The sequence below is a fragment of the Thermoclostridium caenicola genome, assembly GCF_900142095.1.
Taxonomy (GTDB): domain Bacteria; phylum Bacillota; class Clostridia; order DSM-8532; family DSM-8532; genus Thermoclostridium_A; species Thermoclostridium_A caenicola.
Window position 1 is genome coordinate 59,032 of the sequence record NZ_FQZP01000001.1, and the last position, 25,039, is coordinate 84,070.

16 protein-coding genes are annotated in these 25,039 nt (G+C 53.3%); 8 read left to right on the forward strand and 8 right to left on the reverse strand.

Going from position 1 to position 25,039, the window contains the following annotated elements; genetic code table 11:
* Window positions 1-11 precede the first annotated feature (11 nt).
* Complete coding sequence (locus tag F3H12_RS00265) at window positions 12-1,727, reverse strand: AMP-dependent synthetase/ligase (protein ID WP_149677339.1); 1,716 nt, start codon at window positions 1,725-1,727, stop codon at window positions 12-14.
* 273 nt (window positions 1,728-2,000) lie between these two features.
* Between F3H12_RS00265 and F3H12_RS00270 the strand changes: the two genes are divergently transcribed.
* The 3 genes from F3H12_RS00270 to F3H12_RS00280 all read left to right on the forward strand — a co-directional run bounded on the left by F3H12_RS00270 (window position 2,001) and on the right by F3H12_RS00280 (window position 5,553).
* Window positions 2,001-3,695: a sensor domain-containing diguanylate cyclase gene (locus tag F3H12_RS00270; RefSeq protein ID WP_149677340.1), complete on the forward strand. Its 1,695-nt coding sequence runs from the start codon at window positions 2,001-2,003 to the stop codon at window positions 3,693-3,695.
* A gap of 63 nt (window positions 3,696-3,758) precedes the next feature.
* Complete coding sequence (locus F3H12_RS00275) at window positions 3,759-5,018, forward strand: [Fe-Fe] hydrogenase large subunit C-terminal domain-containing protein (RefSeq protein ID WP_243133134.1); 1,260 nt, start codon at window positions 3,759-3,761, stop codon at window positions 5,016-5,018.
* Window positions 5,019-5,154: 136 nt separating this feature from the next.
* On the forward strand, window positions 5,155-5,553 hold the full coding sequence (locus F3H12_RS00280) for a secondary thiamine-phosphate synthase enzyme YjbQ (protein ID WP_149677341.1): 399 nt from the start codon (window positions 5,155-5,157) through the stop codon (window positions 5,551-5,553).
* Here the strand turns inward: F3H12_RS00280 and F3H12_RS00285 are convergent.
* The 5 genes from F3H12_RS00285 to F3H12_RS00305 form a co-directional block, all read right to left on the reverse strand.
* Window positions 5,540-6,727, reverse strand: a complete 1,188-nt coding sequence (locus F3H12_RS00285) for an aminotransferase-like domain-containing protein (protein ID WP_207706773.1) — start codon at window positions 6,725-6,727, stop codon at window positions 5,540-5,542. The two genes, F3H12_RS00280 and F3H12_RS00285, sit on opposite strands and share 14 nt — an antisense overlap.
* Window positions 6,728-6,817: 90 nt before the next feature.
* Window positions 6,818-8,362 carry a MocR-like pyridoxine biosynthesis transcription factor PdxR gene (pdxR, locus tag F3H12_RS00290; RefSeq protein ID WP_243133135.1) on the reverse strand — a complete coding sequence of 515 codons (1,545 nt, stop codon included), beginning with the start codon at window positions 8,360-8,362 and terminating at the stop codon, window positions 6,818-6,820.
* A gap of 224 nt (window positions 8,363-8,586) precedes the next feature.
* On the reverse strand, window positions 8,587-9,546 hold the full coding sequence (locus tag F3H12_RS00295) for a PfkB family carbohydrate kinase (protein ID WP_149677342.1): 960 nt from the start codon (window positions 9,544-9,546) through the stop codon (window positions 8,587-8,589).
* Between the two features lie 98 nt (window positions 9,547-9,644).
* A complete protein-coding gene (locus tag F3H12_RS00300; RefSeq protein ID WP_149677343.1) occupies window positions 9,645-11,156 on the reverse strand; it encodes an FAD-dependent oxidoreductase in 1,512 nt (503 codons plus the stop codon).
* Window positions 11,157-11,507: 351 nt separating this feature from the next.
* Complete coding sequence (locus tag F3H12_RS00305; RefSeq protein ID WP_149677344.1) at window positions 11,508-12,398, reverse strand: DMT family transporter; 891 nt, start codon at window positions 12,396-12,398, stop codon at window positions 11,508-11,510.
* A 488-nt stretch (window positions 12,399-12,886) separates the two neighbouring features.
* Between F3H12_RS00305 and F3H12_RS00310 the strand changes: the two genes are divergently transcribed.
* On the forward strand, window positions 12,887-14,458 hold the full coding sequence (locus F3H12_RS00310; RefSeq protein WP_149677345.1) for a glycoside hydrolase family 18 protein: 1,572 nt from the start codon (window positions 12,887-12,889) through the stop codon (window positions 14,456-14,458).
* Window positions 14,459-14,534: 76 nt separating this feature from the next.
* Here the strand turns inward: F3H12_RS00310 and F3H12_RS00315 are convergent, their stop codons facing one another.
* Window positions 14,535-18,038, reverse strand: a complete 3,504-nt coding sequence (locus F3H12_RS00315; protein ID WP_149677346.1) for a S8 family peptidase — start codon at window positions 18,036-18,038, stop codon at window positions 14,535-14,537.
* Between the two features lie 296 nt (window positions 18,039-18,334).
* Here F3H12_RS00315 and F3H12_RS00320 point away from each other — a divergent pair, with 296 nt between their 5' ends.
* Window positions 18,335-20,734 carry a substrate-binding and GGDEF domain-containing protein gene (locus F3H12_RS00320; RefSeq protein ID WP_149677347.1) on the forward strand — a complete coding sequence of 800 codons (2,400 nt, stop codon included), beginning with the start codon at window positions 18,335-18,337 and terminating at the stop codon, window positions 20,732-20,734.
* Window positions 20,735-20,758: 24 nt separating this feature from the next.
* Here F3H12_RS00320 and F3H12_RS00325 read toward each other — a convergent pair whose 3' ends face one another.
* Entirely contained in the window at window positions 20,759-21,742 is a 984-nt protein-coding gene (locus F3H12_RS00325) for a Gfo/Idh/MocA family protein (RefSeq protein WP_149677348.1), read from the reverse strand.
* Between the two features lie 286 nt (window positions 21,743-22,028).
* Here F3H12_RS00325 and F3H12_RS00330 point away from each other — a divergent pair, with 286 nt between their 5' ends.
* From F3H12_RS00330 to F3H12_RS00340, 3 genes are all read left to right on the forward strand, one after another.
* Entirely contained in the window at window positions 22,029-22,862 is an 834-nt protein-coding gene (locus tag F3H12_RS00330; protein ID WP_149677349.1) for a DNA adenine methylase, read from the forward strand.
* Window positions 22,855-24,141: a type II restriction enzyme gene (locus F3H12_RS00335; protein ID WP_188118287.1), complete on the forward strand. Its 1,287-nt coding sequence runs from the start codon at window positions 22,855-22,857 to the stop codon at window positions 24,139-24,141. Before F3H12_RS00330 ends, F3H12_RS00335 begins: the two co-directional genes overlap by 8 nt.
* A gap of 111 nt (window positions 24,142-24,252) precedes the next feature.
* On the forward strand, window positions 24,253-24,897 hold the full coding sequence (locus tag F3H12_RS00340) for a superoxide dismutase (protein ID WP_149677350.1): 645 nt from the start codon (window positions 24,253-24,255) through the stop codon (window positions 24,895-24,897).
* Window positions 24,898-25,039: the final 142 nt, after the last annotated feature.

Genomic DNA, 25,039 nt, shown 5'->3' on the forward strand with positions numbered 1-25,039 from the left:
GCTATCGGGCCTTATTTCAGTTCCTTATAGCGCTTGATCTTCTTTGTGGTTGTCTTGGCGAACTCCTCGTCCCTCAGTTCGAAATGCCTGATGTATTTGTACAGCACCAATTGCTTGTTCACATTCCTGACCTCGTTGCCGATCACTTCATGGGGCGTGCTTCCAGGTGCCGTGCCGTTTTTGATGTCCTCTTCAATCTTCTCATAATTGGGGACAATCATGGCGTGGACAGCAATATCTTCATCACCCTCATCGGCTTTCCCGTACACAAGGGATTCCTTGATATACGGGCTTCTTCCCAGCAGGGTCTCTATCTCTTCCGGATAGATGTTCTTACCGTTCTTGGTGACGATAACGTTCTTTTTGCGCCCGGTAATGTGGAGGAATCCGTCCTCGTCGAAGTATCCCAGGTCCCCGGTGTAGAACCAGCCATCCCGTATGGCTTCCCGGGTAGCCTCTTCGTTCTTGTAATATCCCAGCATGACGGAAGGTCCCTTGCATTTGATCTCCCCGATGCCCTCCTCGTTGGGGTTGTCGATGGCCACTTCCAGATTGGGCAGGGGAAGACCTGCCGCATCATCCTTATAGCAAATATCGCGGTTTAGTGTCACAATGGGGGAGCATTCGGTCAGGCCATAGCCCTGGACCAGGTTGATACCCATATCCCTAAAGCCTTTGGCCACCTGCGGATCGATGGCTGCCGCACCGCTGATGAAGAGCCGGAGCTTTCCACCGAAGGTCTCATGGATCTGCCTGAAAAGCTTTTTCCGGATATCGATGCCGATTCTTCGGAGGGCATTGCTGAGCCTGATGGCGAACTTGAGTTTCCCAAGGCTTCCCGTTTTGGCTGCCTGGTTCATGATCTGCTTATACATGGATTCAAAGATCAGGGGAACACCGTTCATGATGGTGCAGCCCGATTCCTTCAGGTTTTTCACGATGTGCCGCAGCCCTTCGCAGAAAGCGATCGTGCATCCCCTGTACATCTGGCACAGAAAGCCGCAGGTACACTCATAGGTGTGGTGGATGGGCAATACGGACAGGAACGTGTCCTTTTCGTCGATATAAAGCATTGAGCACATGTTCATCAGGTTCTCGCAGATGTTTCGCTGCGACAGCATAACCGCCTTGGAGGTATCGGTAGTTCCGGAGGTGAACAGCAGGATATTCATGACCTCCGGGTGGATCTCCGCATCCAGGAAGGCCCTGTTCCCCTTTTCCAGCAGTTCCCGGCCGCGCTCCAGGAGGCGTGAAAAGGACAGCACATCGCCGTTGTCCTGCTCTGCATCCATATTGATGAAGCAGACCTCCTGATGGTTGGCGCGGATGGTCTCCATGGATTCAGCCAGGTTTTGCGAATAGATGACCGCATTGGCCTCGGAACGCCTGATGAGATTGTCGATTTCATTGGGCGGAAGCTCCTTGTCAAGGGGAACTGCGACGCCCGTACCGCACAGTACCGCAAGATAGGACACATTCCATTCATAGCGGTTTTCACTGATCATGGCGATCCGCTTGTCCTTGAGGCCCAGATCGACCAGGGCTGTTCCCAGGGCATCAATGTCCTGCTTGAACTGCTTGTAGGAAATGGGAATATATTCGGGGTTGCCCTCCCGCTTCACCAGGAAGGCCGCCTTGTCACCGAACAGCTCCACGCTGGAGGTGATCATTTCCCTGAGATCCCGGATTGGTCTTACCTCATACAAATTCTCGTAACAATTCTTCATGCCGATACCCCATTCCTGACAAATTCAAGCTGTTTTCAGCCATTCTGGCTTATTTCACCTTCTGCATAACACGATTCTATCAAACTATCCATGAAAAGGAAAGTATAAACATTCATGCATGTGGTGAATTCCAGCCGGCATCGGCAATGGATGCTTTTGCCGCTTTACCCTGCAAAGAATATCTTTTTCATATTGTTTACTTCTATACTTTTTGCTATGCTTACTTTGTAGTTTTTGTATTTTTTTGACGAAGATGGATTGAGGGTGATTCGATTGAGCAAAAGTCAAATTACGCCCTTGGTATCGATTTTGATTGCGATTGTCGAAATCATTGTCACGGTGATCGTTTTTCTCATTTCCTCAAGCGGCAGCACCGTTCCTATCACGCAGGATGAAGCCATCAGCCTGTCCGATGGCTGGACGTGTTTTTGGGAAGATACGGATGAGGCCACCATACTCAGTATACCGACTAAGCTGGAGGGAGGTTATGCGGGAAGAATTCTCCACCTTTCGAACCATTTACCCGACAGGAGCTTCCGCAATCCAAGCCTGATGCTGCGCACGTCCGAGCAGCGCGTTGCAGTTCTTTTAAACGACAACCTCATCTATGAGTTCCAGCCGAAGGATCCCGGACGGGCTCCCGGCAGCATGTACCATTTCATCAACCTGCCTGCTGGTTATGAAGGCGGCCGGCTGGATATCTTCCTGTCGTCGCCGCTCAACCAGTTTTCCGGGATAATCAACGAGATCCGGATCGGCAGCATTACATCCCATATCCTGTTCATCCTGAAACAGGGCAGCGTCAGCCTGGTTCTGGCCGTGGTTGCCATTGTGCTCGGGTTTATCATGCTCAGCTTTTTCGTGTCCATGTGCTATGCCGGTTCCAGGCATGTGAGCATCCTCTACCTGTCCCTGTTCATCATACTGTCCGGGACCTGGATGTGTTCTGAAAGCCGTGCGCTGGAACTGTTCGTAAGAAACCCCATGCTCATCATGTGCGTTGCCTTCACGGCGCAGTATCTTGCTCCCATCCCGCTCCTGGCGTTTGTCATCGATATGTTCAGGCCGAAATATACCAACTGGCTGAAACAGTTTGCCATTATCTTTACCGCCCACTTTTTCGTGATCGCCATCCTGTACCTGCTTGAGATCGTCGAATTTTACAATTCGGTGGTCCTGTTCCACTCGGTCCTGATTTGCTGCATCATTGTTTTCCTGGTGATGTCGGTCAGCGAAATCCGGCGCGGGAAAAAAGGCATCCGGCTTTTCTTCCTGGGCTGCATCGCGCTTTGCATGGCCATCTGTGCCGATATCATACGCTACTACTTCAAGCCCCTTCCCTGGGTTGTGAAACCGATCATCTACCAGTACGGGCTCTTCGTATTCATCATTACGGCTGTTGCAGCCCTGGCCCGGCACATCTTTGTGACCCGTGAGGAAAAGATCAGCCATGACATCCTCATGTCCCTTGCCTTTACGGATACCCTGACGGGCTTAAAAAACCGCCGTTCCTTTGATGAACGGATGGAAGCCCTCAACAAGGAACTGGATGATTATTCATCCATTCATCTGGTTATCCTGGATATCAATAATCTGAAGCAGGTCAACGACACCCTGGGCCACAGGGAAGGCGACCAGCTAATCATGGAAGGAGCCCGGCTGATCAGCGAAACCCTGGGAAATCTCGGGGAGATCTTCCGGATTGGCGGGGATGAATTTGTTGTGCTGATCACCAATATTGAACCCTACTTCATTCAGGTTGAACTGGATACCCTGAACAAGAAGATCGAAGCCTTCAACGAGAAGGACACGCCCTTCAAGCTCAGCATCGCCTACGGTCTTGGCAGCTACAGCAAAGACCAGGACAAGGATCTGCATGATGTCTTCGTCCGGGCGGACAAATCCATGTATATCTGCAAGGAAAACCAGAAAGGTTTGCATCATGCGGGCAAGCAAATCAAATCATAATAGGGTGCAAGGGGTATATAAATAATAGTTTGCTCATAGTAACCCTGAAAGTGGTGATCAATCTTGGGTACCTTCAGAGAATTGTACAACAGACTTGTGGATGCCGCTCTGCGGAAGGAACTCGATAAGGAAGTCAGAGAAATAATGGCGTCGGGGGAATACAAGCCGGAGGAAGTGGACAGGCTGGTTAATCCCATGGCGCATCCCGTGGTAATGCGGGTGAGCGACTGCCAGTGCCCGTCGGGAGAAGACCGGGACAACTGTGCGGTAGCCTGCCTGTTTTCGGCCATTGAGCGGGATGAAAACGGCAACGTGGTCATTTCCACGGTGGACTGCACCGGATGCGGCGTATGCATGGAGAATTGCAAGCACGATACGCTCATCGACCGGAAGGAAATCATCCCTGTCCTGGAATTGCTCAACGAGCGCAAACGGCCGGTCTATGCCATGATCGCCCCGGCCTTCAACGGCCAGTTCAGCCTGGATGTGACCGCCGGCAAGCTGCGCACCGCCTTTAAGCTGGCAGGCTTCTACGGCATGCTGGAAGTGGCCCTCTTTGCCGATATCCTGACCCTCAAGGAGGCCTTGGAATTCGACAGGACCATCCATACCGACCGGGATTTCATGCTGACCAGTTGCTGCTGCCCCATTTGGGTGAACATGATCAAAAAGATTTACCATGATCTGATTCCCCACATGCCTCCAGCGGTTTCACCCATGGTGGCCTGCGGACGGGCCATCAAACGCATCCATCCCGATGCCGTCACGGTATTCATCGGCCCCTGCGTCGCCAAAAAGGCCGAAGCACGGGAAGCCGACATCGCAGATGCTGTGGACTACGTGTTGACTTTCCAGGAGATATCCGATATCTTTCAGAAGTTGGGTATAGACCCTGCCGTTCTCCCAGAGGACATGCGGGACCATTCCTCCAGATGCGGCCGGATTTATGCCCGAACCGGCGGGGTCAGCGAAGCGGTCCAGAACACCCTCAATCGGCTGAAGCCAGACAGGAAGATCAAGCTCAGAGCCATACAGGCCGACGGGGCCATTGAATGCAAGCGGCTGCTGAAGGAGATCATGGAGGGAAATATCAAGGCCAATTTTATCGAGGGCATGGGCTGCAGGGGCGGCTGCGTGGGTGGACCCAAAGCCATCATCAACAAGGAGGAAGGAACCGTCCATGCCAATGAATACGGCAATAACGCCTCCTACCCGACCCCCATCGACAATCCCCATGTCGTCGATCTCCTGGAAAGGCTGGGATTCCACACGGTAGAAAGCCTCCTGGAATCCGACAACCTGTTTATCCGCAAGTTCGAATAATAGATTGCCGCGCTCGCTTTGCTCGCTCGCAATGACATGTTACGTTGGGCGGCCGAGCTTTACAGGCTCCCGGGCATGCCAGATTGAAGAACCGCCTCACAAACAGCAGGCGGGGAAATGAAGAAGGTGAGGTTTCATGGTTAAGACATTATCCATCAGAACAAGCGGCAGAACACAGCTTCTGGACATAACGGCACAGGTTCAGCGGGCCGTTGATGAATCCGGCGTTAAAGACGGCCTTTGCGTGGTCTTCGTACCCCACACCACGGCCGGAATAACCATCAACGAGAACGCCGATCCCGATGTGGTCTCCGATATCCTGAAAGAGATCAACAAGGTCATACCCTTCAATGACGGCTACGAACATATGGAAGGCAATTCGGCCGCCCATATCAAGGCCAGCCTGTTCGGCTTTTCAGAGCATATCATCATCGAATCAGGCCGTCTGCTCCTGGGCACATGGCAGGGCATTTATTTCTGCGAATTCGACGGACCCAGAAGCAGGCAGGTCAAGGTCAAGATCATTGAAGGCTGACGATAGCATCAGCAAGGCGCATAATCCCTTGCTCGATACGGTCTTCCGGCATATTGGAGAAATTGAGCCTCAAGGTGTTCTTTTTCGGGGTGCATGGGAAAAAGGACGCTCCGGGCACAAACGCCACGTTCTTGCTGAGGGCTTCCTTAAGAAGCTCAGTGCCGTCCATCCCCTCCGGCAGCATCACCCATGTGAACAGGCCACCCTTGGGATGGTTGCAGCGCACACCTCCCGGGAAATACCTTTCCATGGCCCGGATGATGGCATCCCGCCTCAATCTGTACACTTGACACAGCTTCCGGATATGGGCGTCAAAGTCCTGCGTCTCGATATACCGGTTGATCAGCATCTGGCTGAAGGTGGAGGTGTGGAGATCGGCCCCCTGCTTGATCAGAACAAACTTCTCGAGCAGGGTACGATGGGCTGCGATCCAACCGATGCGCATGCCCGGACAAAGGGTCTTTGAGAAAGACCCCAGATAAACAACCCATCCCTCGGTATCCAGGGATTTGACGGCGGGCAGGATCTCCCCTTCATACCGGAGTTCGCCATAAGGATTGTCTTCCACCACAAGTACGCCATACTTGCTTGCCAGCCCGATCAGGGCTTTCCTGCGCTCAAGAGACCAGGTGCGGCCTGTCGGGTTCTGGAAATCCGGAATGATATAGATGAACTTCGGATGCTTTGCCTGTTTCAGAGCCGCTTCCAGGGCTTCGGGGATCATGCCCTCATCATCGGTCTCCACCTCAACAAACTTCGGTTCATAGGCCCGGAAGGCATTTATGGCTCCCAGATAGGACGGGCTTTCCAAAAATACTTCATCCTCCGGATTGATCAGCACTTTGCCGATAAAGTCCAGGGCTTGCTGGGAGCCGGAAGTGATGATGATCTCATCGGCAGCAACACGCGTTTTGAAAACCTTCTCCATACGCATGGCTATTTTTTCCCTCAGCGGCCGGTAACCTTCGGTGGTCGAATACTGAAGTGCCTTGTAACCTTCATCCAGGATCAGGCGGCTTGTCAAATCAGCCAGGGCCTGTATTGGAAAGAGTTCTGGCGCAGGCAGACCGCCTGCAAAGGATATGACCTCCGGTCTTTCGGTTATCTTCAGCAGTTCCCTTATCTTCGAAGCTTTTATATACGCCATTCTTTCTGCAAGCAATGCTGATATCATGATATTCCACCTTTCATCGATTATTGGCCGGACCGGAAGGAGATGACCCTGCCACGGGCCGACTGTTTGCCTGACGGCATGGACATTGCTTCATACAATGGGTTTTATGGACTTAATCTCCGAAATGGACTTTCCTGTGACCTTGTTCAGGGTTACCGCTATCGCTTCCTTCAACCCTTCAATACCTTTCGGGATATCCTCCCTGGAAGGGTAGGTAAAGTTCAGGCGCATATACTGTCCACCCCTTCCGTTCAGGTAAAAAGCCGTTCCGGGCACAAAGCTGACTCCCCGTTCCGCTGCGTTCACAAGCAGGGACATATGGGGAATACCCTCCGGCAGCTTGCACCAAAGATAGTAGCCTCCCATGGGTTTGACCCATTCCAGTCCCGCTATGGGGCCGTCCATCAGGGCATCCAGCATGATATCCCGCTTGATCCGGTATTCTTCGCAAATCCTTTTCACATGGGGTTCATAACTGCCACTCCGCAGGAATCTCTCCACGATCCACTGGGATATGCTGTTGGCATGGAGATCCTGAAGCTGCTTGATCATGGCGAACTGGTGAACGACAGGCCTGGCTGCCGCCATCCAGCCAATCCGGATCCCCGGAAAGAGTATCTTGGAAAAAGTGCTGAGATAGATGACGTAACCGTACGGATCAAGCTCCTTCAGGGTTGGCCTCCTGGGTCCCTCGTACCGGATCTCGCTGTAGGGATCATCCTCGATGATGAGCACCTTCCGCCGATAAGCCAGTTCCAGAAGCCTTCTGCGCCGTTCCAGGCTCATGGAGATTCCCGACGGATTCTGATAGGTGGGCATGGTGTAGATCAACTTGGGCTTGTACCGCTGCAGGAGGTGTTCCAGGACATCCACGCGCATGCCCTGATCATCCACGGGGACCCCGACTATTCTTGTACCGGCCGCATTGAAGATCTGCATGGCGCTGAAAAAGGACGGTTCCTCAATGATCACCACATCCCCCGGATCGAGGAAAACCCTCGCCGCTATATCAATTCCCTGCTGGGATCCGGACAGAACCAGGATCTCATCGGGCGTACAGCTGACACCCCTTTTTTGCATCAGGTCCGAGATGGCTTCCCGCAAAGACCAAAAACCTTCGGTGGGGGTGTGCTTCAGCGCCTCATGGTACGGCTGCCGTACAATCTCTTCCTCAATTCCCCTGAAGGCTTCGACCGGATCGGTCTCCACGGCGGAAATACCTGCGGAGAAGGATATGACATCCTCACGATTAGCCATTACCAAAAGATCCCGCAGGAACGGATCATTGGCCCTTTCGGACATCCGGCTGAAAAACTGGGTATAGAGCGGCGCCTCAAACTCGCTGTGGGACTCGGTCACTTCCGACATCACAGACAGCACCATGGTGCCCCGTCCCACATGGGAATCCACCAATCCGTCCGCCTTCAGTTCCCGGTAGGCGGCAAGCACGGTGCTGCGGTTGATGCCCAGGCTCTCAGCCAGTTTCCTCTCGGGCGGCAGGACGCTGCCGGGCAATAGTCTTCCGTCGAAAATCATGGCACGGATCTGATTTCGAATCTGGAGATAGATCGGCGTCTGGCTCTGGCGATCGATGGTAATTTGCATGGAACATTGGATTATTTTTAAACCAGCCAATTTTAGCGCCACCTCCCGATAACCGGTTGTTCTTCTCCCTCTGACCGGTTGCTTCACTGTGCTTCCCGGGCCGACGCGCCTTGCGGTATGGCCACAGGGCTCCATATCCGGGAACCCTGGGTTCAAGGCCACCTGTGTTTTTTGCCCAATAAAAAAAGCAAGGGGTTAAACCCTTGCCTTATCGCCATCCTGTCATACTTGTTGCCGGCCTGACAAACCCCGGCCTATGCTTCCAGAAGCGCCATAACCTCTTCCAGGCGCGGCATGGCCGGAATGGCCCCTTTTCTTGTTGTGGCCAGGGATCCTACCGCATTGGCGAAATTCACGGCATCCCGCAGCTCGTCAAAGGTCAGTTCCTGCAAACGACCGAAATACGGCCTGATCCTGAACAGGAATCCCCCGAGGAAGGCATCCCCGGCACCGGTGGTATCAATGGTCTTCACCTTGTCATAAGTCGGGAGCCTGTCATACTTCCCATCCATGCCAAAGAAGCATCCGTTCGGCCCCAGCGTGAGCAGGAGGATTCTGCCCCTGAACACCTCTGCCAGAAGCTCCGCACCTTTCTCCAAATCGGTCTGGCCTGTCAGGAAGATCAGCTCTTCTTCGGATATCTTGAGAATATCGGCGTATTCCATACCCCTGATGATGACCTCCCGGGCTTCCTCCAGGCTGTTCCAGAGAGCAGGCCTCAAGTTGGGATCATAGGATATGGTCTTGCCCAGTTCCCTTGCGAAGCGTGCCGCTCCCAGGGTCGCAGTCCTGGATGGCTCATGGGTCATGGATACCGAACCGAAGTGGAAGGCCTTTGCCTGCCTGATGACATCCTGGTCAACCTCTTCAAAGGTCAGCATCCTGTCCGCGCCGGGATCCCTGTAAAAACTGAAGCTTCTGTCACCGGTTCTGCTCAGATGCACAAAGGCCAGCGTGGTGTGGACCTTGGGATCAAACCTCAAACCCCTGTGGTCGATGCCATTCTGTTTCAGGATGTCATACAGAAAACTGCCGAAGGTATCCGAACCCACCTTGCCGATAAATGCCCCTGTTCCGCCAAGCCTGGTCATTGCGGCAAGCACATTGGCCGGAGCTCCGCCGGGATTGCACTCAAAAAGGGGATTGCCCTGCTCTGACACACCCGAAGGCGTAAAATCAATCAGCAATTCCCCTATTGCCGCTAAATCCAACATATTCCTCACCATCCCCCAAAGCAATCATGTTCCTTGATCGTATTGTCCCAGATAAGCAGACCTCCCGCAAGTGCCGAAATTTCTGTTTTTGTGCCCATTCATCTGATCTGTGGATTAATTCGGTTCTTTTCCTGGTCATAGCGGTTCAGCGGCAGGGTCGCGGGCCCTTCCAGGACATTGCCCTTATAGTCGAACCTGGAGCCGTGGCAGGGGCAGTCCCATGAGGCTTCCAGCTCATTCCACTTCAGCTCGCATCCCATATGGGTACAGGTGATGTCCACGATGTACTCGTTCCCATCCTCATTCTTGTAATAGCCGCAGCGTTTGCCGCTGATATTGACAACCCGCCCCACCCCGGCCGAGGCGGGAATCTCCCTGTCTCCCGACTGAAGCTTTCCGCTGATCAGCTGGACGGCCACGTCGGCGTTTTCCGAAACGAAGGTCGAAGAAGCCACATCCTTCAGGGTGGTATGGGCATACAGCGCTTCATAGGGCGAATGCCCATCCAGGATCATCCTGATGATGACCATGCCTGCCGCCGTACCGCCGGACAGACCCCATTTATTGAATCCTGTGGCTACATAGACGTTGGGCATATCCTTGTTCAGGTATCCCACATACGGAATGCTGTGGGGCGGTTCATAGTCCTGGGCTGACCACTGGTATTGGTAATCCTCAATCCCAAAAACCTCATTGCCGAATTTCTTCAGTTCCAGGTAGTGATCCTTATCCTGATGGCCCACCTTGTGGCTTTCACCCACGATCAGCAGGGAGTTGGCTTCATGTACATACCGAATGGACCGTGTGGGCTCCTCTGCACTGATGAAATGACATTTGGGGAAGCTCCTGTCGTATTCTGCCATGACCGCATAGGTCCGCATGGGCTTGAGTCTGGCAAAATAGAAGCCCATCCCGTCGTAGCAGGGAAAATGGGTTGCCACGATCACGCGGGCAGCATTGATGGTCACATTGTCCGCTGTCTTGAGGATGCAACGCTCCCCGGGCTCAAAGTCAACAATGCGGGTATCTTCGTAAATCCTTCCGCCCAGTTTGACGGCTTCTTCGGCCAGTGCATCCAGGTATTTTTTGGGGTTGAACTGGGCCTGATTGCTCAATACAAGCGCGTTTTTAATCCTGATCGGGATGGGGAGTTCCTTTTCCAGCCTGCAGTCCAGTCCCAGTTTCTGATAGGTTTCATATTCCTGATTGATTTTTTCCGCATAGCCTTCATCCTGGGTATAGACGCATGCCGAAACCCTTTGGAAATCACACGGGATGTCATACCTGGCGATCAGCGTCTCCACCAGTTCCAGGGCCTTGTCGTTAATCTCATAATAACGGCGGGCCCTGTCCAGGCCGAACTTGCTCTCAATTTCAGCATAAACCAGACCATGCTGGGCGGTGATCTTGCCGGTGTTGCGGCCGCTGCAGCCGTACCCGATCCTGTCCGCATCGACCAGCACCACTTCCCGCCCGGCCGATGCCAGGAGATAAAAGCACGTCATGCCTGCCATGCCGCCGCCTACCACCAGGCAGTCCACCTTCATATTCCGATCCAGTTTTTCATAACGCCTGCTTTCCGAACTCTCAATCCAATACGCCTCGTTCATGTCCTTTCTCCTTCGTTAACCGCCGAAAGCCTCACGGAACCGGAACTTCACCAGCACCGTAGGCTCCGGTTCGGTTCTCATCTTTCCATGAATAAGGAACGGGGACTGCCCGACGGATAGATGCCCCGTCATGCCGCAAGGATGCCGAAGCACCCGGCCTGAGCAGTCCCGCATTGGCTCTTTCCAATCCCCTTCATTGCAACGGACCGCAAAACCATGCGTTCCGCTGCAAAGCAAGCACAAACCTTTGATTCTGAAAGAAGCCATTCCTATTGTCTGCGATTCGGATGATTTTATGCACGAGGCATAAAGCCCGTGAAGGTCGTGTTTGCAAAACCTGTCCGGACGTGTTCAGGAAGCGTTTGCTTTTTCTGAATCGGGATCCTGTGCGTTGGTGCGCCGGTCCATAATGGCTGGCAAACTGCACCAGGCGGTAATCACCACCAGGATCACGGCACCTCCGATAAAGGCCATGGTTCCGGGCACTTCACCGATAGTCAGGAAGACCAATACCGGATTGAGCACCAGCTCAATGGTCGATATGAGGATGATCTCCAGGGCCTTCAGGTGTCTGACCGCCTTGGAATAAAGGATGTAAGGCAATCCCAGCTGAACAGCCCCCAACAGGATCAGACCAAGCCAGCCTTTTGCATCCGGCATGGCACTTGTCAGAAAAGGAAGTCCGATCAGTGATGTGAGCACATTGCCCAGCAAGACCGATTCCAAAGGCGATTCATGCTTCTGCATCCGCATGAATACCGCAAAGGTGGCAAAACATACGCCGCTCAGTAAGGCGCATACATCACCCATGAAGTTGCTGGTATTGAGGCCGTCTATGAAGAACAGGACCATGCCGCCAAGGGTCAGCAGAATGGCCGCCCAGTCATAGGGCTTTACCTTTTCCTTCAGCAGCCAGGCGCCCAGTATGGCCACATAGATCGGCGCCGTGTATTGAAGGAGGATGGCGTTGGCGGCAGTGGTCAGTTTGTTGGCCGAAACGAAAAAGATGACCGTCCCGGTGTAGGCAAGGGCAGCCTCGATTTGTGCGGCCGACCAGGTGAATTTAGGCTTTTTGAGATATATCCAGATGATCAGGGAAGCAATGGCGCTCCGGGTTCCCGCTATGGCAAGCGCATTGGAGTTTACAAGCTTTATCAGGATGCCGCCAAGGCTCCACATGACAGCTGTCAAGACAAGATATAGGATGGCCTTGGGTCTGCTCCCCGCCAGTTTTTGGGGCATATCTCATCAGTCCTCCAGGCAGATATTCATGCCCGGATGCCTCACCCCTGCCACTGATTTCAGGGCTGGAGCATCTCGGCCCGATTGTTGTTTCTTTCCAATATAGATCATGTCAGCCGGATGATCAATGCTTTTTTCTGTTGAGCACAGCCGCCCTCATCCCATTCTCACAGGATGTTTTCGCGCCTTTTACAATGCGACCTTAACTTTACGGGCTCCCTTCCCAGGTATCATTGCGAGCGCAGCATCAGCGGAGCGTGGCAATCTCCGGAAACCCGCATAGTTCCACCGCTGTACAATGGGTATTCCTAGGGGGGTATGGCTTTGGCAATAATTAAGTTTGTCATGACTAACTTCAACATGCTACATTAAAATCATTAAATTCAATATTAGAACTTTAGTGGATGATTCTGCTATTTTCGGACATGGCCGGCTCTCACGCCTGCCTGCCTATACACAACCCATTTTGCAACTGAAGGGAGACACCTATGGTAAAGAATTTGAGCAATATATGGAATTTCATAATCCTTGCTGTTCTGGCACTTGTCATGCTTGTCGGGATCAGCGCAGCGGCCGGAACAGGCAATCCGGCTTCCCAGGTCGGCAGCACGCTTCCTGGAACTTCAGAAAAAAACACCCGCGGGGACGGACTTCCGGAACCCGAACCGGAAACAACCATCAAACCGTCAACTGCTCCGGCTGCAGAACCCGTCTTGGAGCATCCCGAGGCCGCAGCACCACCTGCTGTACCCATTTCGGGCGATGACATGAAACCGGTTCCGGGTACAACCATACCTGCTCCGGCACAGAACAACGTGACTTCACCATCCCTGTCATCGAACCCGGGGGCTTCGGCAACACAGGCTCCGGCAGCTTCAAACTCGCCTGTCCCGCCTTCGCCACCTGCACCAACCACAACTGCAACCCCAAAACCGTCACCTTCTCAGTCGCCTTCTCCGTCACCAACTCCGACAACAACTCCGCCCACTTCACCGGTACCCGCTCCTTCCGGCAAGGTTATCCTGGGCTATTATGCAGGCTGGGCAGCTTACTCGGGCTACAAACCCAGCCAGATACCGGCAACCAGACTGACCCATATCAACTATGCCTTCGCAAAGATAGGCAGCGATTTGAAGATTGCCCTGGGCGACCCCGCCGTGGACCCCGGCAACCTGTCGGCGCTGGTCAAGCTGAAAAACGTCAACCCCAACCTGAAAATCCTTATTTCCGTTGGGGGATGGAATGATTCAGGAAGGTTCTCGGATGCGGCCCTGACCGATGCCAGCCGCACCGCCTTTGCCGACAGCGTGGTGGCGTTCATCAAAAAATATGGCCTGGATGGCGTTGATATCGACTGGGAATACCCTGTATCAGGCGGATTGGCCACCAACACCAGGCGGCCTGAAGACAAGCAGAACTACACCCTCCTGCTGGCCAAACTCCGCGAAAAGCTCACCCAGCAGGGAGCAAAGGACGGCAGGCATTACTGGCTCACCGCGGCCGGATCAGCGGGAAGCTCTTACGCAAAGAACGTTGAGCTTTCCAAGATCCATCAGTATCTGGATTATGCCCTGGTCATGACCTATGATATCAACGGTCCCTGGGATGCATTCACAGGCTTTAATGCGCCGCTGTATGCCTCCGATGGACCAACGGCATATTACCGCTGGAGCGTCGATTCCGCCATCAACATGTACCTCTCATCGGGTTTTCCGGCATCCAAGCTGGTAATGGGCATTCCCTTTTATGGCTACGTCTTCAGGGGGGTAGCTCCTGCCAATAACGGGCTCTACCAGGCTTTTGCATCCGGTGCTTCCGCATCCTATGACAGCATCCAGTCCCAGTATGCCGCCAACCCGGCCTTTGCGGCATACAACTCCGATGCCGTGGCGCCATGGCTGTTCGGCGGGGATACCTTTATCAGTTATGACAACGCGGAGTCCATCACCCGGAAGGCCCAATACATTAAAACCAGGAAGCTTGCCGGCGCCGGTATCTGGGAACTCTCCCAGAACAGGAACGGTACCCTGCTGGACATCATTCACCAGAACCTTCGCTGATCCGGAGGGCAAGCATAAAGCGCAGCACCATGGCTGCGCTTTTGATTTGCCTGAACGGTTTTCAGCTTCTGTTGCATCAGTTGCCCGGACCCGGCCGGCTGCAAAGCTCATAAGTCTTGTAGACCATAATGATGGCCTGTTCCCGGCTTAAGGTTCCTGTCGGGTTCATCATGCCCCCGCTTCCGACAATGATCTGGTTGGCACTGCAGAAGTTCACGGCTTCCAATGCCCACGGCGCAATCTTGTCCGCGTCCCTGAACCGGGGCACATCGGTTATGGGCTGGGCCAGATCGGGACGGATGGTCTTCACGGTCTGGTAGACGATGACGCAAAGCTGCTGGCGGCTTATGTACTCATTGGGACTGAAATAACCGTTGCTGCCTGACAGAAACTTCATGGAAGCGGCCTTCAGCACATCCGGATCGGTCGTATCCGCGAAGCTCACACCCGGGAATGGAATAATCTCCCCCAGGAAGGTCTCCGCCATTCTGACGATCAGGGAGCTGAATTCCCGCCGGGTTATGCCTGACTGATAATCCTCCAGAAGCGCAACAGGCACGATGTTGGCCGCTATGGCGGAACGGATATGGGGAACAGCCCAGTTGGAGGCCCCGATGCTGTCAATGTCCGGAATGGGAATATAATCGCTTTCAGCGGCGTTCCTGCCGGTCACCCTGATGGTATGCCTGAAGCTTGCAGTTCCGCCGGCACCGTCATAGGCCGTGATAATGATCTCCGCATCCCGGCCAATCAAATCCCTGTAGAAGAACAGGCCGTCCACAATCCAGCCCGCTGTGGCCGAAAACCTGAGCTCATCCTGTTCCTTATCCGAAAACTCTTCCCGGAGGTCAAAAACGAACAGTTCTCCCGGCCTGATATCGGACGTGTAGTCCGAGCGGGCAACAGGCGGCGTATTACTGGGCACATAAACCGCACCACCAACGACAGTAATCATGGTGGTGGCCGGCTTTACGGAATGGGCCAGGATCCCGGTATCATGGATGAAGCTGAGGCGATAGACGCCGTCGGGAATCCCGGCCAGGGAGTAGGCGTGGATATAGTCGCCGGTATCATGGGATTCGGTTCCCGTCAGACTGTATGAACGTCCTCTCACATCCACAAGGAACAGGGACGGTATGTATGGATCCACCCTGCCGTTTCTGTTGACCGTCACCGAATAACCATTGCCATAGGCGTCGATCCATCGGTGCAATATCCGCTTGGATGCCGTATCGAAGATAAGATCATCCCTCAGGGTTTCCCCAAACCTGAAGCTTTTGGTCTTTCCGCTGAACTCGGTATGAAAGCTGTTGAAATAGGTATCCGAAGCCGTACTGCTATCCTTCAGGGTTCTTTGTGTGAGCAGAAAAATATCGTAGGAGCCCTTCATGACCTGGATGGATCCCGATGATCGATCCAGGGTGTTTGCGATCACATTGCCCGTGGGAATGTTGCGCAGCATGTATTCGGCCTTATCCGCAGAAGCCAGGTCAGCCTCCACCGTAATGGTCTTCAGGCTCGCCGAATCCAGCGACCTGATACTGTCCAAATCGTCCATCCTGCCTGAATGGTACCATGCCTTCGTATTCCTGGCGGGATCAGTCCTTTCGCCCCCGGAATAGGAATAGATATCAATCCAGAGATCCGCCCGGTCATAATATAGCAGTCCGGCATAAAGAGGGCGCCCCTCATCGCCGGTGATTTCCGCAAAGGGAATATCCTTCGTGCTTATGACCGCCTCATAGGCTTTTCCGCCCCATTCCCGGACATCATTGAAACCGACGAGGGAACTTCCGAGAATCCGGGTGGTTACAACGCAGCCCGGTATACTTTCCCGGGACGTCAGCCCCAGCACATTGCACTCCGAGGGTTCGAACACCTTTTCCCCACAGGTCCCCACAATCCGGAAATAGAAAGGGATATCCTGCAGGCCATCGTTCAGTTGGGATGCAACGCTGCACCGAACTTTGTCATACCTGCGGGCAAGCATTTCAAAGTCAAGATTGACCATCCAAACCCCGTTGGCCAGGACAGGGTTTACGTCCAGCTTGGTTATCCTTGTGTCCTTTTGGGAAAATCCGAAAACGTGGATCCTTGGAGCCCCGATCAGGCTGTCTTCCGTATCATACACCCGGATTCTCACATTGTAGGCCGGCACATCAAAGGCACGCTGATAGACCTCGCCCTCGGAGCCGTCGAAGAATACGGGCATGGCTTCCAGCATGTGCGGTCCTGCCGCGAGGCTTCTGATATCCAGGCTTGTCCGGATCACACCGGGCGATGTGACGTTTATCTCCCTGAAAGTCACATCGTCGATGCTGATCGCCACGCTTTTCACGGAAGGTCCCGCAAAGAAACTGAAGTTCAGGTGGTATTTTTCTTCATGGGTCCCGTCGGAGTATGGTTCGATCACGTAAAATTCCGGATCCGACCGGTAATTCCTAAAGGTCATCCCGCCATGTCCGAACAGCTTGTCCTTTCCGGGAATGCCCAGGTCATAGGTATGGCTGAAAAGAATATTTTCAATATCGGTTAGGCTTCGTGCGGGATCCTCCAGCATCAGCATGGCCGCTGCCGACGAAACCAGGGGTGCAGCCATGGAAGTACCGGATTTGACTCCCGTGGAGTTGCCGGGCATCGCACTGACGACCTTTTCTCCCGGTGCACAGATATCGATAAACTCTCCGGTATTGGAAAAGTAAAGCAGGTCGCCGTTGCTGCCGGTAGCGCCCACCGCGATCACCTCGGGAAAAGCGGCCGGGTAATAGTGGGAGATATCCCTGGCATCATTCCCGGCGGAGGCAACAATCATCACTCCCCGGGAAACGGCATAGTCTACGGCTTTGTCCAGATAAGCGGTGGTGCCATAGCCTCCCAGGGACATATTGATGATGTTGGCGCCGTTTTTCACCGCATAGTCTATACCCTTAACAATGATGGAATCCGGCGCGTCCCCTTTTTCATCAAACACCCTGATGGGCATGATTCTGACATTGCCGGGCGTGTTTTGGGCAATGATGCCGGCAATATGCGTTCCATGACCAAACAGATCCTGGGGGTTATGATCGTCCTCCACTGCGTCATAGGGTGAAACAATCCTGTCCCTGAGCCAGGGATGGGAAAGATCGGTTCCGGTATCCATCAATGCGATGATGACGGTTCCATCCCTGTCCTGCACCATCTCCGCCAGACGATCCAGGCCTATGGCATCCCCTGCTTCGGAAGCGTAGATTGCATCAGGGGAAAGATTGCCGCCCCCGGCATCGAAATGCCGGATTCGATCCGGTTCCATGTAACGCCCCGTCAGCCATGCGCCGTCTTTGCAAAAAGACAGCCATACCTGCCCGTTTCTCAGCCAGGCGCCGGTTATATCCGCCCTGTCTGCGGCCACGACCTCGCCTGACGGCATTTCCACAAGCGCACGGGTGGTGCGGGCGTCTTCAAGCTCCATCACGATGCTCTGCAACAAGGGGCCGTCCGCTCCGCGGCCTTGAGTTCCGGCCAGTTCCTGAGCCGCAGCAGGCAGCCCGGCCGTCTGAATGACCAATGCAATAAGGATGGCTGCAAGTTTCTTCCACATTTCTTTTTCCTCCGGGGCCCGGCCTTTTCCAGCCTGCCCATTTCATTATAGCTTTTTCGCTCAGTTCAGGAAAGCTCAACCATCCCGACAAATGCCGCCAAAACCTGCGATCCGCAAAACGGCGTATGCTGTGCGGCGAACATGCGCGGAAAACCATTGCCCGAAAAAAAATGGAGTTTCCCAAATTCTGCATTATGGCTTATAATAACTGTATAGCATCATTCTGATATCCTGTTGTGCCGGTAACGAGCCGGTAAAAAATCCGGTCATTCCATATCTGTCCGGGGGATGGTATCATGCCTGAAAAGAAAAAAAGGTATACGTTCGGAATCCTTATCGACTGGATAACCAGTTGGAGTGATAGCCATTACTACCAGTCCCTGCTCCTTTCGGGGCTGTCTGATTTCGCAAAGGCAAACGACATCAATGTGATCTGCTTTGTCACAGGAAGGGTGGATTCCCCCTATGAATGGGACAGATGCCGGAATATCCTGCTGAAATTCATCGATAAGAACAAGGTTGACGGCCTGATTGTACCCACCACCGCCATCGGTGTGTACAGCAGCGCCCGTTCCATCGTGAAGCTTCTTGAAGGCTACGGCGACCTGCCCATCGTTACGGTGGGCGAGCGGTTTGAAAATTACCCGTCGGTCACCATCGATAATTATTCAGGTATGCGCCAGGTGGTGGATCACCTCATCGAATCGCACGGTTACAGGCGGATAGCGTTCATTAAAGGGCCGCCGTGCAAGGAAGCCTATATCCGTTTCCAGGCTTATCTGGATTCCCTGGCGGCCCATCAGATCGAATATGATCCCACCCTCGTCTATAACGGGGATTTCCGCTTTGAGTCCGGTTCCGAAGCGGTTAGGACATTTTTGCGCGAAAACATCCGGTTTGACGCCCTTGTCAGCTCCAACGACAACATGGCGATGGGCGCCCTCATCGAGTTCAACAAAAGCAACAAGAACCTCATATTCACACTGCCCATAGCCGGTTTTGACGACTCTGAAAACGGGCGGATCTATGGTCTGACAACCGTGCGCCAGAATTTTCATGAGCAGACTTACCGGGCTGCGGAAATTCTCCTGAACATCATTAAAGGGCGTGATACGCCGTACCACGTGGAAATACCGTCCAGGATGATCCTCCGATCCTCCTGCGGCTGCGTTCCTACGGTGGTCAAAAAAGCCTATATCAATCCTGAGACCATAGAGAACAGAGGCGAAGATGAAGTTTCCATAGAACAGATCATGGCCGAACTGGAAGAGCTGAACCACACCCTGGATATCAGCGACAGTTCATTGCTTCTGAAGGGTCTGTTGAGCCAGGAACGGCAGGTGGTGGACGCCTTCTTCGACGAATTCCGCAATGGCACCAGGGACAGGTTTGTCATGGCCATCAACAGTCTCATCCTGTGGTGTTCCGACAACAAGATCGATTGGCTGTTCATACAGGATATCCTGCCCGCCATCCGCAAAAGCGTGATGAACTGGCTGACCACCAGGGAAGAAGTGATACGGGCCGAAAACCTGCTGCATGCCGCCATGATCTTCCTCTTTGATACCCTCCAGATGGCGGAGGCCAACCGCTCCGTAACCAACCCGCTCCTGGGCGAAAACACAGAACGACTAGGAGAAGCCCTCATGGCCAGCCTCGATTACGAGAGCCAGCTTAAAACGGTCTGTCAGTTGTTGCCGCAGCTTGACATACACACCTGTTATATCGCCCTGTTTGAGGATGAGGCGAATCCGCTGGACAAGTCGCGCCTGATCCTGGCCATGACAAAAAAAGGCGTTTTCAAGCAAGGAGGACAGGGTATCGTGTTCAACACCCTGGATCTTCTCCCCGAAGCTTTTATGGAAGATCTGCATAAGGACAGGTTCAGCCTCGTGGTACAGGTTCTCCACCAGGGAGACAACAAGATGGGTTACGTCATACTGGACTTTGACTCCACCATCAACAAAAACTATGAGATCGTCCGCTACAGGCTTAGCGTTTCCTTAAAGGGCACCATGCTCATAGAAAGGATTTCCAGGCAGGCAGCGGATCTGGAAATCCAGGTGAAGGAAAGAACCAAGGAGCTTTCTGAAAGCAACAAGCATCTCAAGGAAGAGATCGCCAAGCGAAAAGATGTGGAAAAACAGCTGAAACAAGCCCTGAGGGATCTGCGTTATTACAACGAGCAGCTTCACCGCCAGTCCATCCGCGACGAACTGACCCAGTTGTACAACCGGCGCGGCTTTATGCAGCTTGGCAATGAATTTTATGAAAACGCGAAGAAAAACAATATGAGCTTCCTCCTGCTCTATGCCGATCTGGACTGCCTCAAGCGGATCAACGACAAGTTCGGACACGACGAAGGGGATTATGCCATCGTCAGCACCGCCCAGATTCTCAATAGAACCTTCCGCAATACGGATATCATCAGCCGCCTGGGCGGGGACGAATTTACAGTGATCATTTCAGGCGCTTCCGAGAAGGACGAGGCGGATATCAGGAACCGGATCCAGCGCTACTGCGATCTCCATAACGAACTGTCAAAAAAGCCTTACAAACTGTCCATCAGCCTCGGATTCGCCCATTATGCGCCCGGCAGTTCCGCCGCTTTCGAGGACCTGATGAAGGCTGCCGACAAGGCCCTGTACGCCGACAAGCAGAGAAAATCCGCCGGGTGCCACAAGCAACAGGGATAACCTTTCGGCAAGCCTCCCGGCTGGTCACTCGCAGGGGTATTGAAGCCCCCATTGCGAACGGATGGCATCCATGGTGCGCATGATTGCCAGGGTTTCATCCAGGGGCATGATACTGCTTTCCAGCCTGCCATCCCTCAGGCAGCGCATAGCCTCCGCCGCTTCATAATGATAGCCGTTCCCTTCAAACTCAGGCCCGAACACTTCTTCGGCTCCGGAGGATGTATGGAGTGTTGCCTTCTTTGCATAGAAGAAGTCGGGAACATGGATCCGGCCATGGGTGCCCAGGATCATCGCATCGTTGACGAAATCGGTCCGTAAGGCGCCCGCCAGGGAAGCAATTTTTCCGTCCTCGTAGCCGAAGATCACCGAGAACTGTTCATCCACACGGGTCTCTCCGATATGGGCCAGGCTTTTGATGGTCCGGGGTTGCGTTCCAAAGATCATGGATGCAAAGGATACCGGATAAATCCCCACATCCAGCAGGGCTCCTCCGCCCAAATCGGGATTCAGAAGTCTTCCCTTTGGATCCCAGGCACAGCGGTAGCCGAAATCGGCTTTCAGGAAGCGAACCTCGCCGATGAGGCCCTTGCTCAGCCACTCCCGGACCTTGACGATGGCCGGGAGATACCGGGTCCACATGGCCTCCATCAGGAACAGGCCTTTTCCCCGGGCATAAGCGATCATCTCCTCCGCCTGCCGGGCATTCATCGCAAAAGGCTTTTCGCACAGCACCGCTTTCCCGGCTTTCAGGCAGAGCATGACGTTTTCATAATGCACGGGATGCGGGGTGGCAATATAGACGATATCCACCTCCGGATCCTGCACAAGCGCTTCATAACTCCCATATGCCCGCTTTACTCCGTATTCTGCGCTGAAGGCCCGGGCTTTTTCCAGGGATCTGGAAGCAACCGCAACGGGCTCGGCATCCTCCAGCAGCTTCAGGCCTTCGCAAAACTTCCGGGCAATGGTACCTGTGGCCATAATGCCCCAGCCTATTTTTTTCTTCATTGAGAACCCCCTCCTTAAAACGGAAAGCTCTTTTCCGGGATCATGATCATGGCTCGCTTTTTTCCATGATCCCAGTCTATCATAACCCGGTTGCTTTCTTCCATGCGTTTTTACGCTTTCACGGTTCAGCGGAGCAATCCAGGCCGGAAGGTCGGATCGCTTTCTCAAAAAGGACTGTTTTTTCGGATTTGCGCCATAATTTGCGGAGCGTTTTCCCCAAACAAGAAACCATATCATTTCATGTGTTTTTGTGTTAAGATATGGCTATAGGAGGGCTTTGAGCAGTATGAAGCAAAACAGGCTTGTTGCTCCCGTTCTGAAATGGGTTGGCGGCAAAAGACAGTTGTTGCCTGAAATCGTCAAACGCATACCGGATTTTTCAACCTATTATGAGCCTTTCGTCGGCGGCGGAGCCGTCCTCTTTTCCCTGCAGCCCCAAAAAGCGGTTATCAATGACATCAGCCGGGAGCTCATGAATGTTTACCAGGTCATTAAGGACCATGTGGACGAGCTGATTGAGGATCTGAAAAAGCATAAAAACGAAAAGGAGTATTTCTATCGCATCAGGGAACTTGACAGGGACAAAAAGCATTATGAATCCCTGTCGAAGGTTGAAAGAGCCTCAAGGATACTCTATCTGAACAAGACATGTTACAACGGCCTTTTCAGGGTGAACAAGGCCGGCGAGTTCAACACACCGTTTGGCAACTACAGGAATCCCAGTATTGTCAACGAGCCAACCCTGAGAGCTGTGAGCAGCTATTTCAACCAGGCGGATATCACCTTCCTGTGCTGCGACTATGAACAGGCCCTGAAAACCATCCGCAAGGGAGATTTTGTGTATTTTGATCCCCCCTATGACCCTGTTTCGGACTCGGCCAACTTCACCGGGTACGATAAGGGAGGTTTTGACCGCAAGGAGCAGATCAGGCTCAAATCCGTCTGTGATAAGCTGAACGCAAGGGGAATCAAGTTTCTGCTTTCCAATTCCGCAACCGAATTTATTCTCGATCTTTACAAAGACTACAAGATAGAAATCATCCAGGCCAAACGCGCCATTAACTGCAATCCGAGCAAAAGAGGCGAGGTTGATGAAGTTCTCGTGAGGAATTATGAGTAGCCTGACCACGAAAAATGATGCCGCCTGGGAGCAACTGTTTGACAAATATGATATCCTGTCCCGCGTCGAACGGGAGATCGCCGTGGAGATCACCGCCGCCCAAATCAATGAGTTCCGGGAAGCAAGGCTCATGACGAAATTCGATCACAGTAGGAATCTTCCGGAGCTTTTTCACAAAAACAACCTGTCCATCCTTCCCATATCCCGGGGCAGTTATCTGATTTCCCATTTCGAGGCCTACCAGGACATCGGGGAAACCGATAGCCGCGTCCACAGGGTTTCGTTTCCGGCTGATATCGAAAGCATTGATTATGAAAATATAACCAGCGAGGCTATGGCCATCAGCTGTGCCTATGTATCAGGCATCCTGGCAGATTTCGTCGAGGATGAAAAACTGCTGCCCACGGTTAGCGGCAGGATGAGTTCCGACGTCTTTGCCTTTGCTATCAACAACTCGAAACTGAACCGGCCTTTCCGCGTAACGGTTTCCAACGCCCAGGTCGAGATTGACGGGGGGTTTGAAGGCGCCTGCACCCTGTCCGTCATAGAAGCCAAGAACGCCATCTCGGATGATTTTCTGATAAGGCAGCTGTATTACCCCTACCGTCTCTGGAAAAACAGTATCCGAAAAATCGTGAAGCCCGTTTTCATGATCTATTCAAACGGCATTTTCAGCCTTTACGAGTACGTTTTCGAAGACCCCGGCAATTACAATTCGATTGTGCTGGTCAAGCAGAAAAACTACACCGTGGAGGATATGGACATCACCCTTGACGATATTCTGGGTATCCTGCACCAGGTCAAACCCGTCAATGAACCCGAGATTCCCTTTCCCCAGGCCAACAGCTTCAAACGCGTTATCAATATTTGTGAGCTGCTGGCCGAAGGCGGAAGGACCCGGGACGAGATCACGCTGAATTATGATTTCGATCCCCGTCAAACCAATTATTACACCGATGCCGCAAGATATCTGGGCTTGGTGGACAAGAAACGCGAAAACGGAGAGGTTGTCTATTTTCTGACCCCGGAGGGCAAAAAGCTGTCCCGCCTGAAATACAAGGCCAGACAGCTGAAGTTTGCCGAACTGATCCTGCAGCATCACGTTTTCAGAGAGACGCTGAAAAAGGCCCTGGCATACGGACACATGCCCCATAAAAATGAAATCGTCCGCATCATGAAAGCGTCCAATCTCTTTCGTATAGGCTCCGATGAAACCTTCGAAAGAAGGGCATCCACCATATCGGGCTGGATAAACTGGATCCTGGGTCTTTTGCGGTAACATCCCCAAAACGGTGTTTTTCACCGACCGGCATCCACCGCTTCTCACCCTTGTCCGGGCAGGAGAATAGATTATTAATGTGTACAACCCTGCTATGGGAGGAAGCCACGGATGACCGAAACAGTAATCATGCCGGGACAGCACACGCTGCCGCCCCTGCCGTATCCCTATGACGCGCTGGAGCCCGTCATCAGCGAAGAGGCCCTTCGAATCCACCATGACAGGCACCACAAGGCCTACGTGGACGGTCTGAACCGGGCAGAACTTGCCCTGGTGGAAGCGCGCGGATCCAACGACTACGCGTATGTGAAATACTGGGAAAACCAGCTGGCCTTCAACGGCTCCGGGCACATCCTGCACAGCATCTTCTGGACCAACATGGCTCCGTTGGGAGCCAGGGGACAGCCCGGTATTGCCACCGCCACGCAGATCAAGCTCTATTTTGGCGACTTTAGCAATTTCAAGGCCCAGTTCATTGAAGCCGCAGAAAAGGTGGAGGCCTCCGGATGGGCAATATTGGTCTGGCATCCCGCATGGCGCAGGCTGGAACTCTTGCAGTGCGAAAAGCACCAGAACCTGACCCAGTGGAGCGGCATCCCCATCCTGGTTTGCGATGTTTGGGAACATGCGTATTACCTGGACTACCAGAACAGGCGAAGGGAGTACCTTGAAAAATGGTGGAGCCTGATCAACTGGGATGACGTGGAAAGGCGGCTTCTATTGGCCTTCAGGGGTATGGTTCTGCTCCAGGAGTGATCCAGGGGGACGGTTCTTCCGGTTACTTACGTCAACATAACCATAACTGTTCGCAGGGAGTCCGTAAAGGTCAAGGTCGCATTGCGATAAGGCGCCAAAACAGCCTGTGAAAATGGGACAAGGGCGGCTGCTGTTTGAGCGT

Excerpts from the sequence above, each read along its gene's own strand:
- F3H12_RS00340 (WP_149677350.1), top strand. The coding sequence starts at position 24,253 with ATGACCGAAACAGTAATCATGCCGGGACAGCACACGCTGCCGCCCCTG.
- F3H12_RS00330 (WP_149677349.1), top strand. The coding sequence starts at position 22,029 with ATGAAGCAAAACAGGCTTGTTGCTCCCGTTCTGAAATGGGTTGGCGGC.
- F3H12_RS00320 (WP_149677347.1), top strand. The coding sequence starts at position 18,335 with ATGCCTGAAAAGAAAAAAAGGTATACGTTCGGAATCCTTATCGACTGG.
- F3H12_RS00285 (WP_207706773.1), bottom strand. The coding sequence starts at position 6,727 with ATGATATCAGCATTGCTTGCAGAAAGAATGGCGTATATAAAAGCTTCG.
- F3H12_RS00310 (WP_149677345.1), top strand. The coding sequence starts at position 12,887 with ATGGTAAAGAATTTGAGCAATATATGGAATTTCATAATCCTTGCTGTT.
- F3H12_RS00265 (WP_149677339.1), bottom strand. The coding sequence starts at position 1,727 with ATGAAGAATTGTTACGAGAATTTGTATGAGGTAAGACCAATCCGGGAT.
- F3H12_RS00335 (WP_188118287.1), top strand. The coding sequence starts at position 22,855 with ATGAGTAGCCTGACCACGAAAAATGATGCCGCCTGGGAGCAACTGTTT.
- F3H12_RS00315 (WP_149677346.1), bottom strand. The coding sequence starts at position 18,038 with ATGTGGAAGAAACTTGCAGCCATCCTTATTGCATTGGTCATTCAGACG.
- F3H12_RS00305 (WP_149677344.1), bottom strand. The coding sequence starts at position 12,398 with ATGCCCCAAAAACTGGCGGGGAGCAGACCCAAGGCCATCCTATATCTT.
- F3H12_RS00295 (WP_149677342.1), bottom strand. The coding sequence starts at position 9,546 with ATGTTGGATTTAGCGGCAATAGGGGAATTGCTGATTGATTTTACGCCT.
- F3H12_RS00280 (WP_149677341.1), top strand. The coding sequence starts at position 5,155 with ATGGTTAAGACATTATCCATCAGAACAAGCGGCAGAACACAGCTTCTG.
- F3H12_RS00300 (WP_149677343.1), bottom strand. The coding sequence starts at position 11,156 with ATGAACGAGGCGTATTGGATTGAGAGTTCGGAAAGCAGGCGTTATGAA.
- F3H12_RS00325 (WP_149677348.1), bottom strand. The coding sequence starts at position 21,742 with ATGAAGAAAAAAATAGGCTGGGGCATTATGGCCACAGGTACCATTGCC.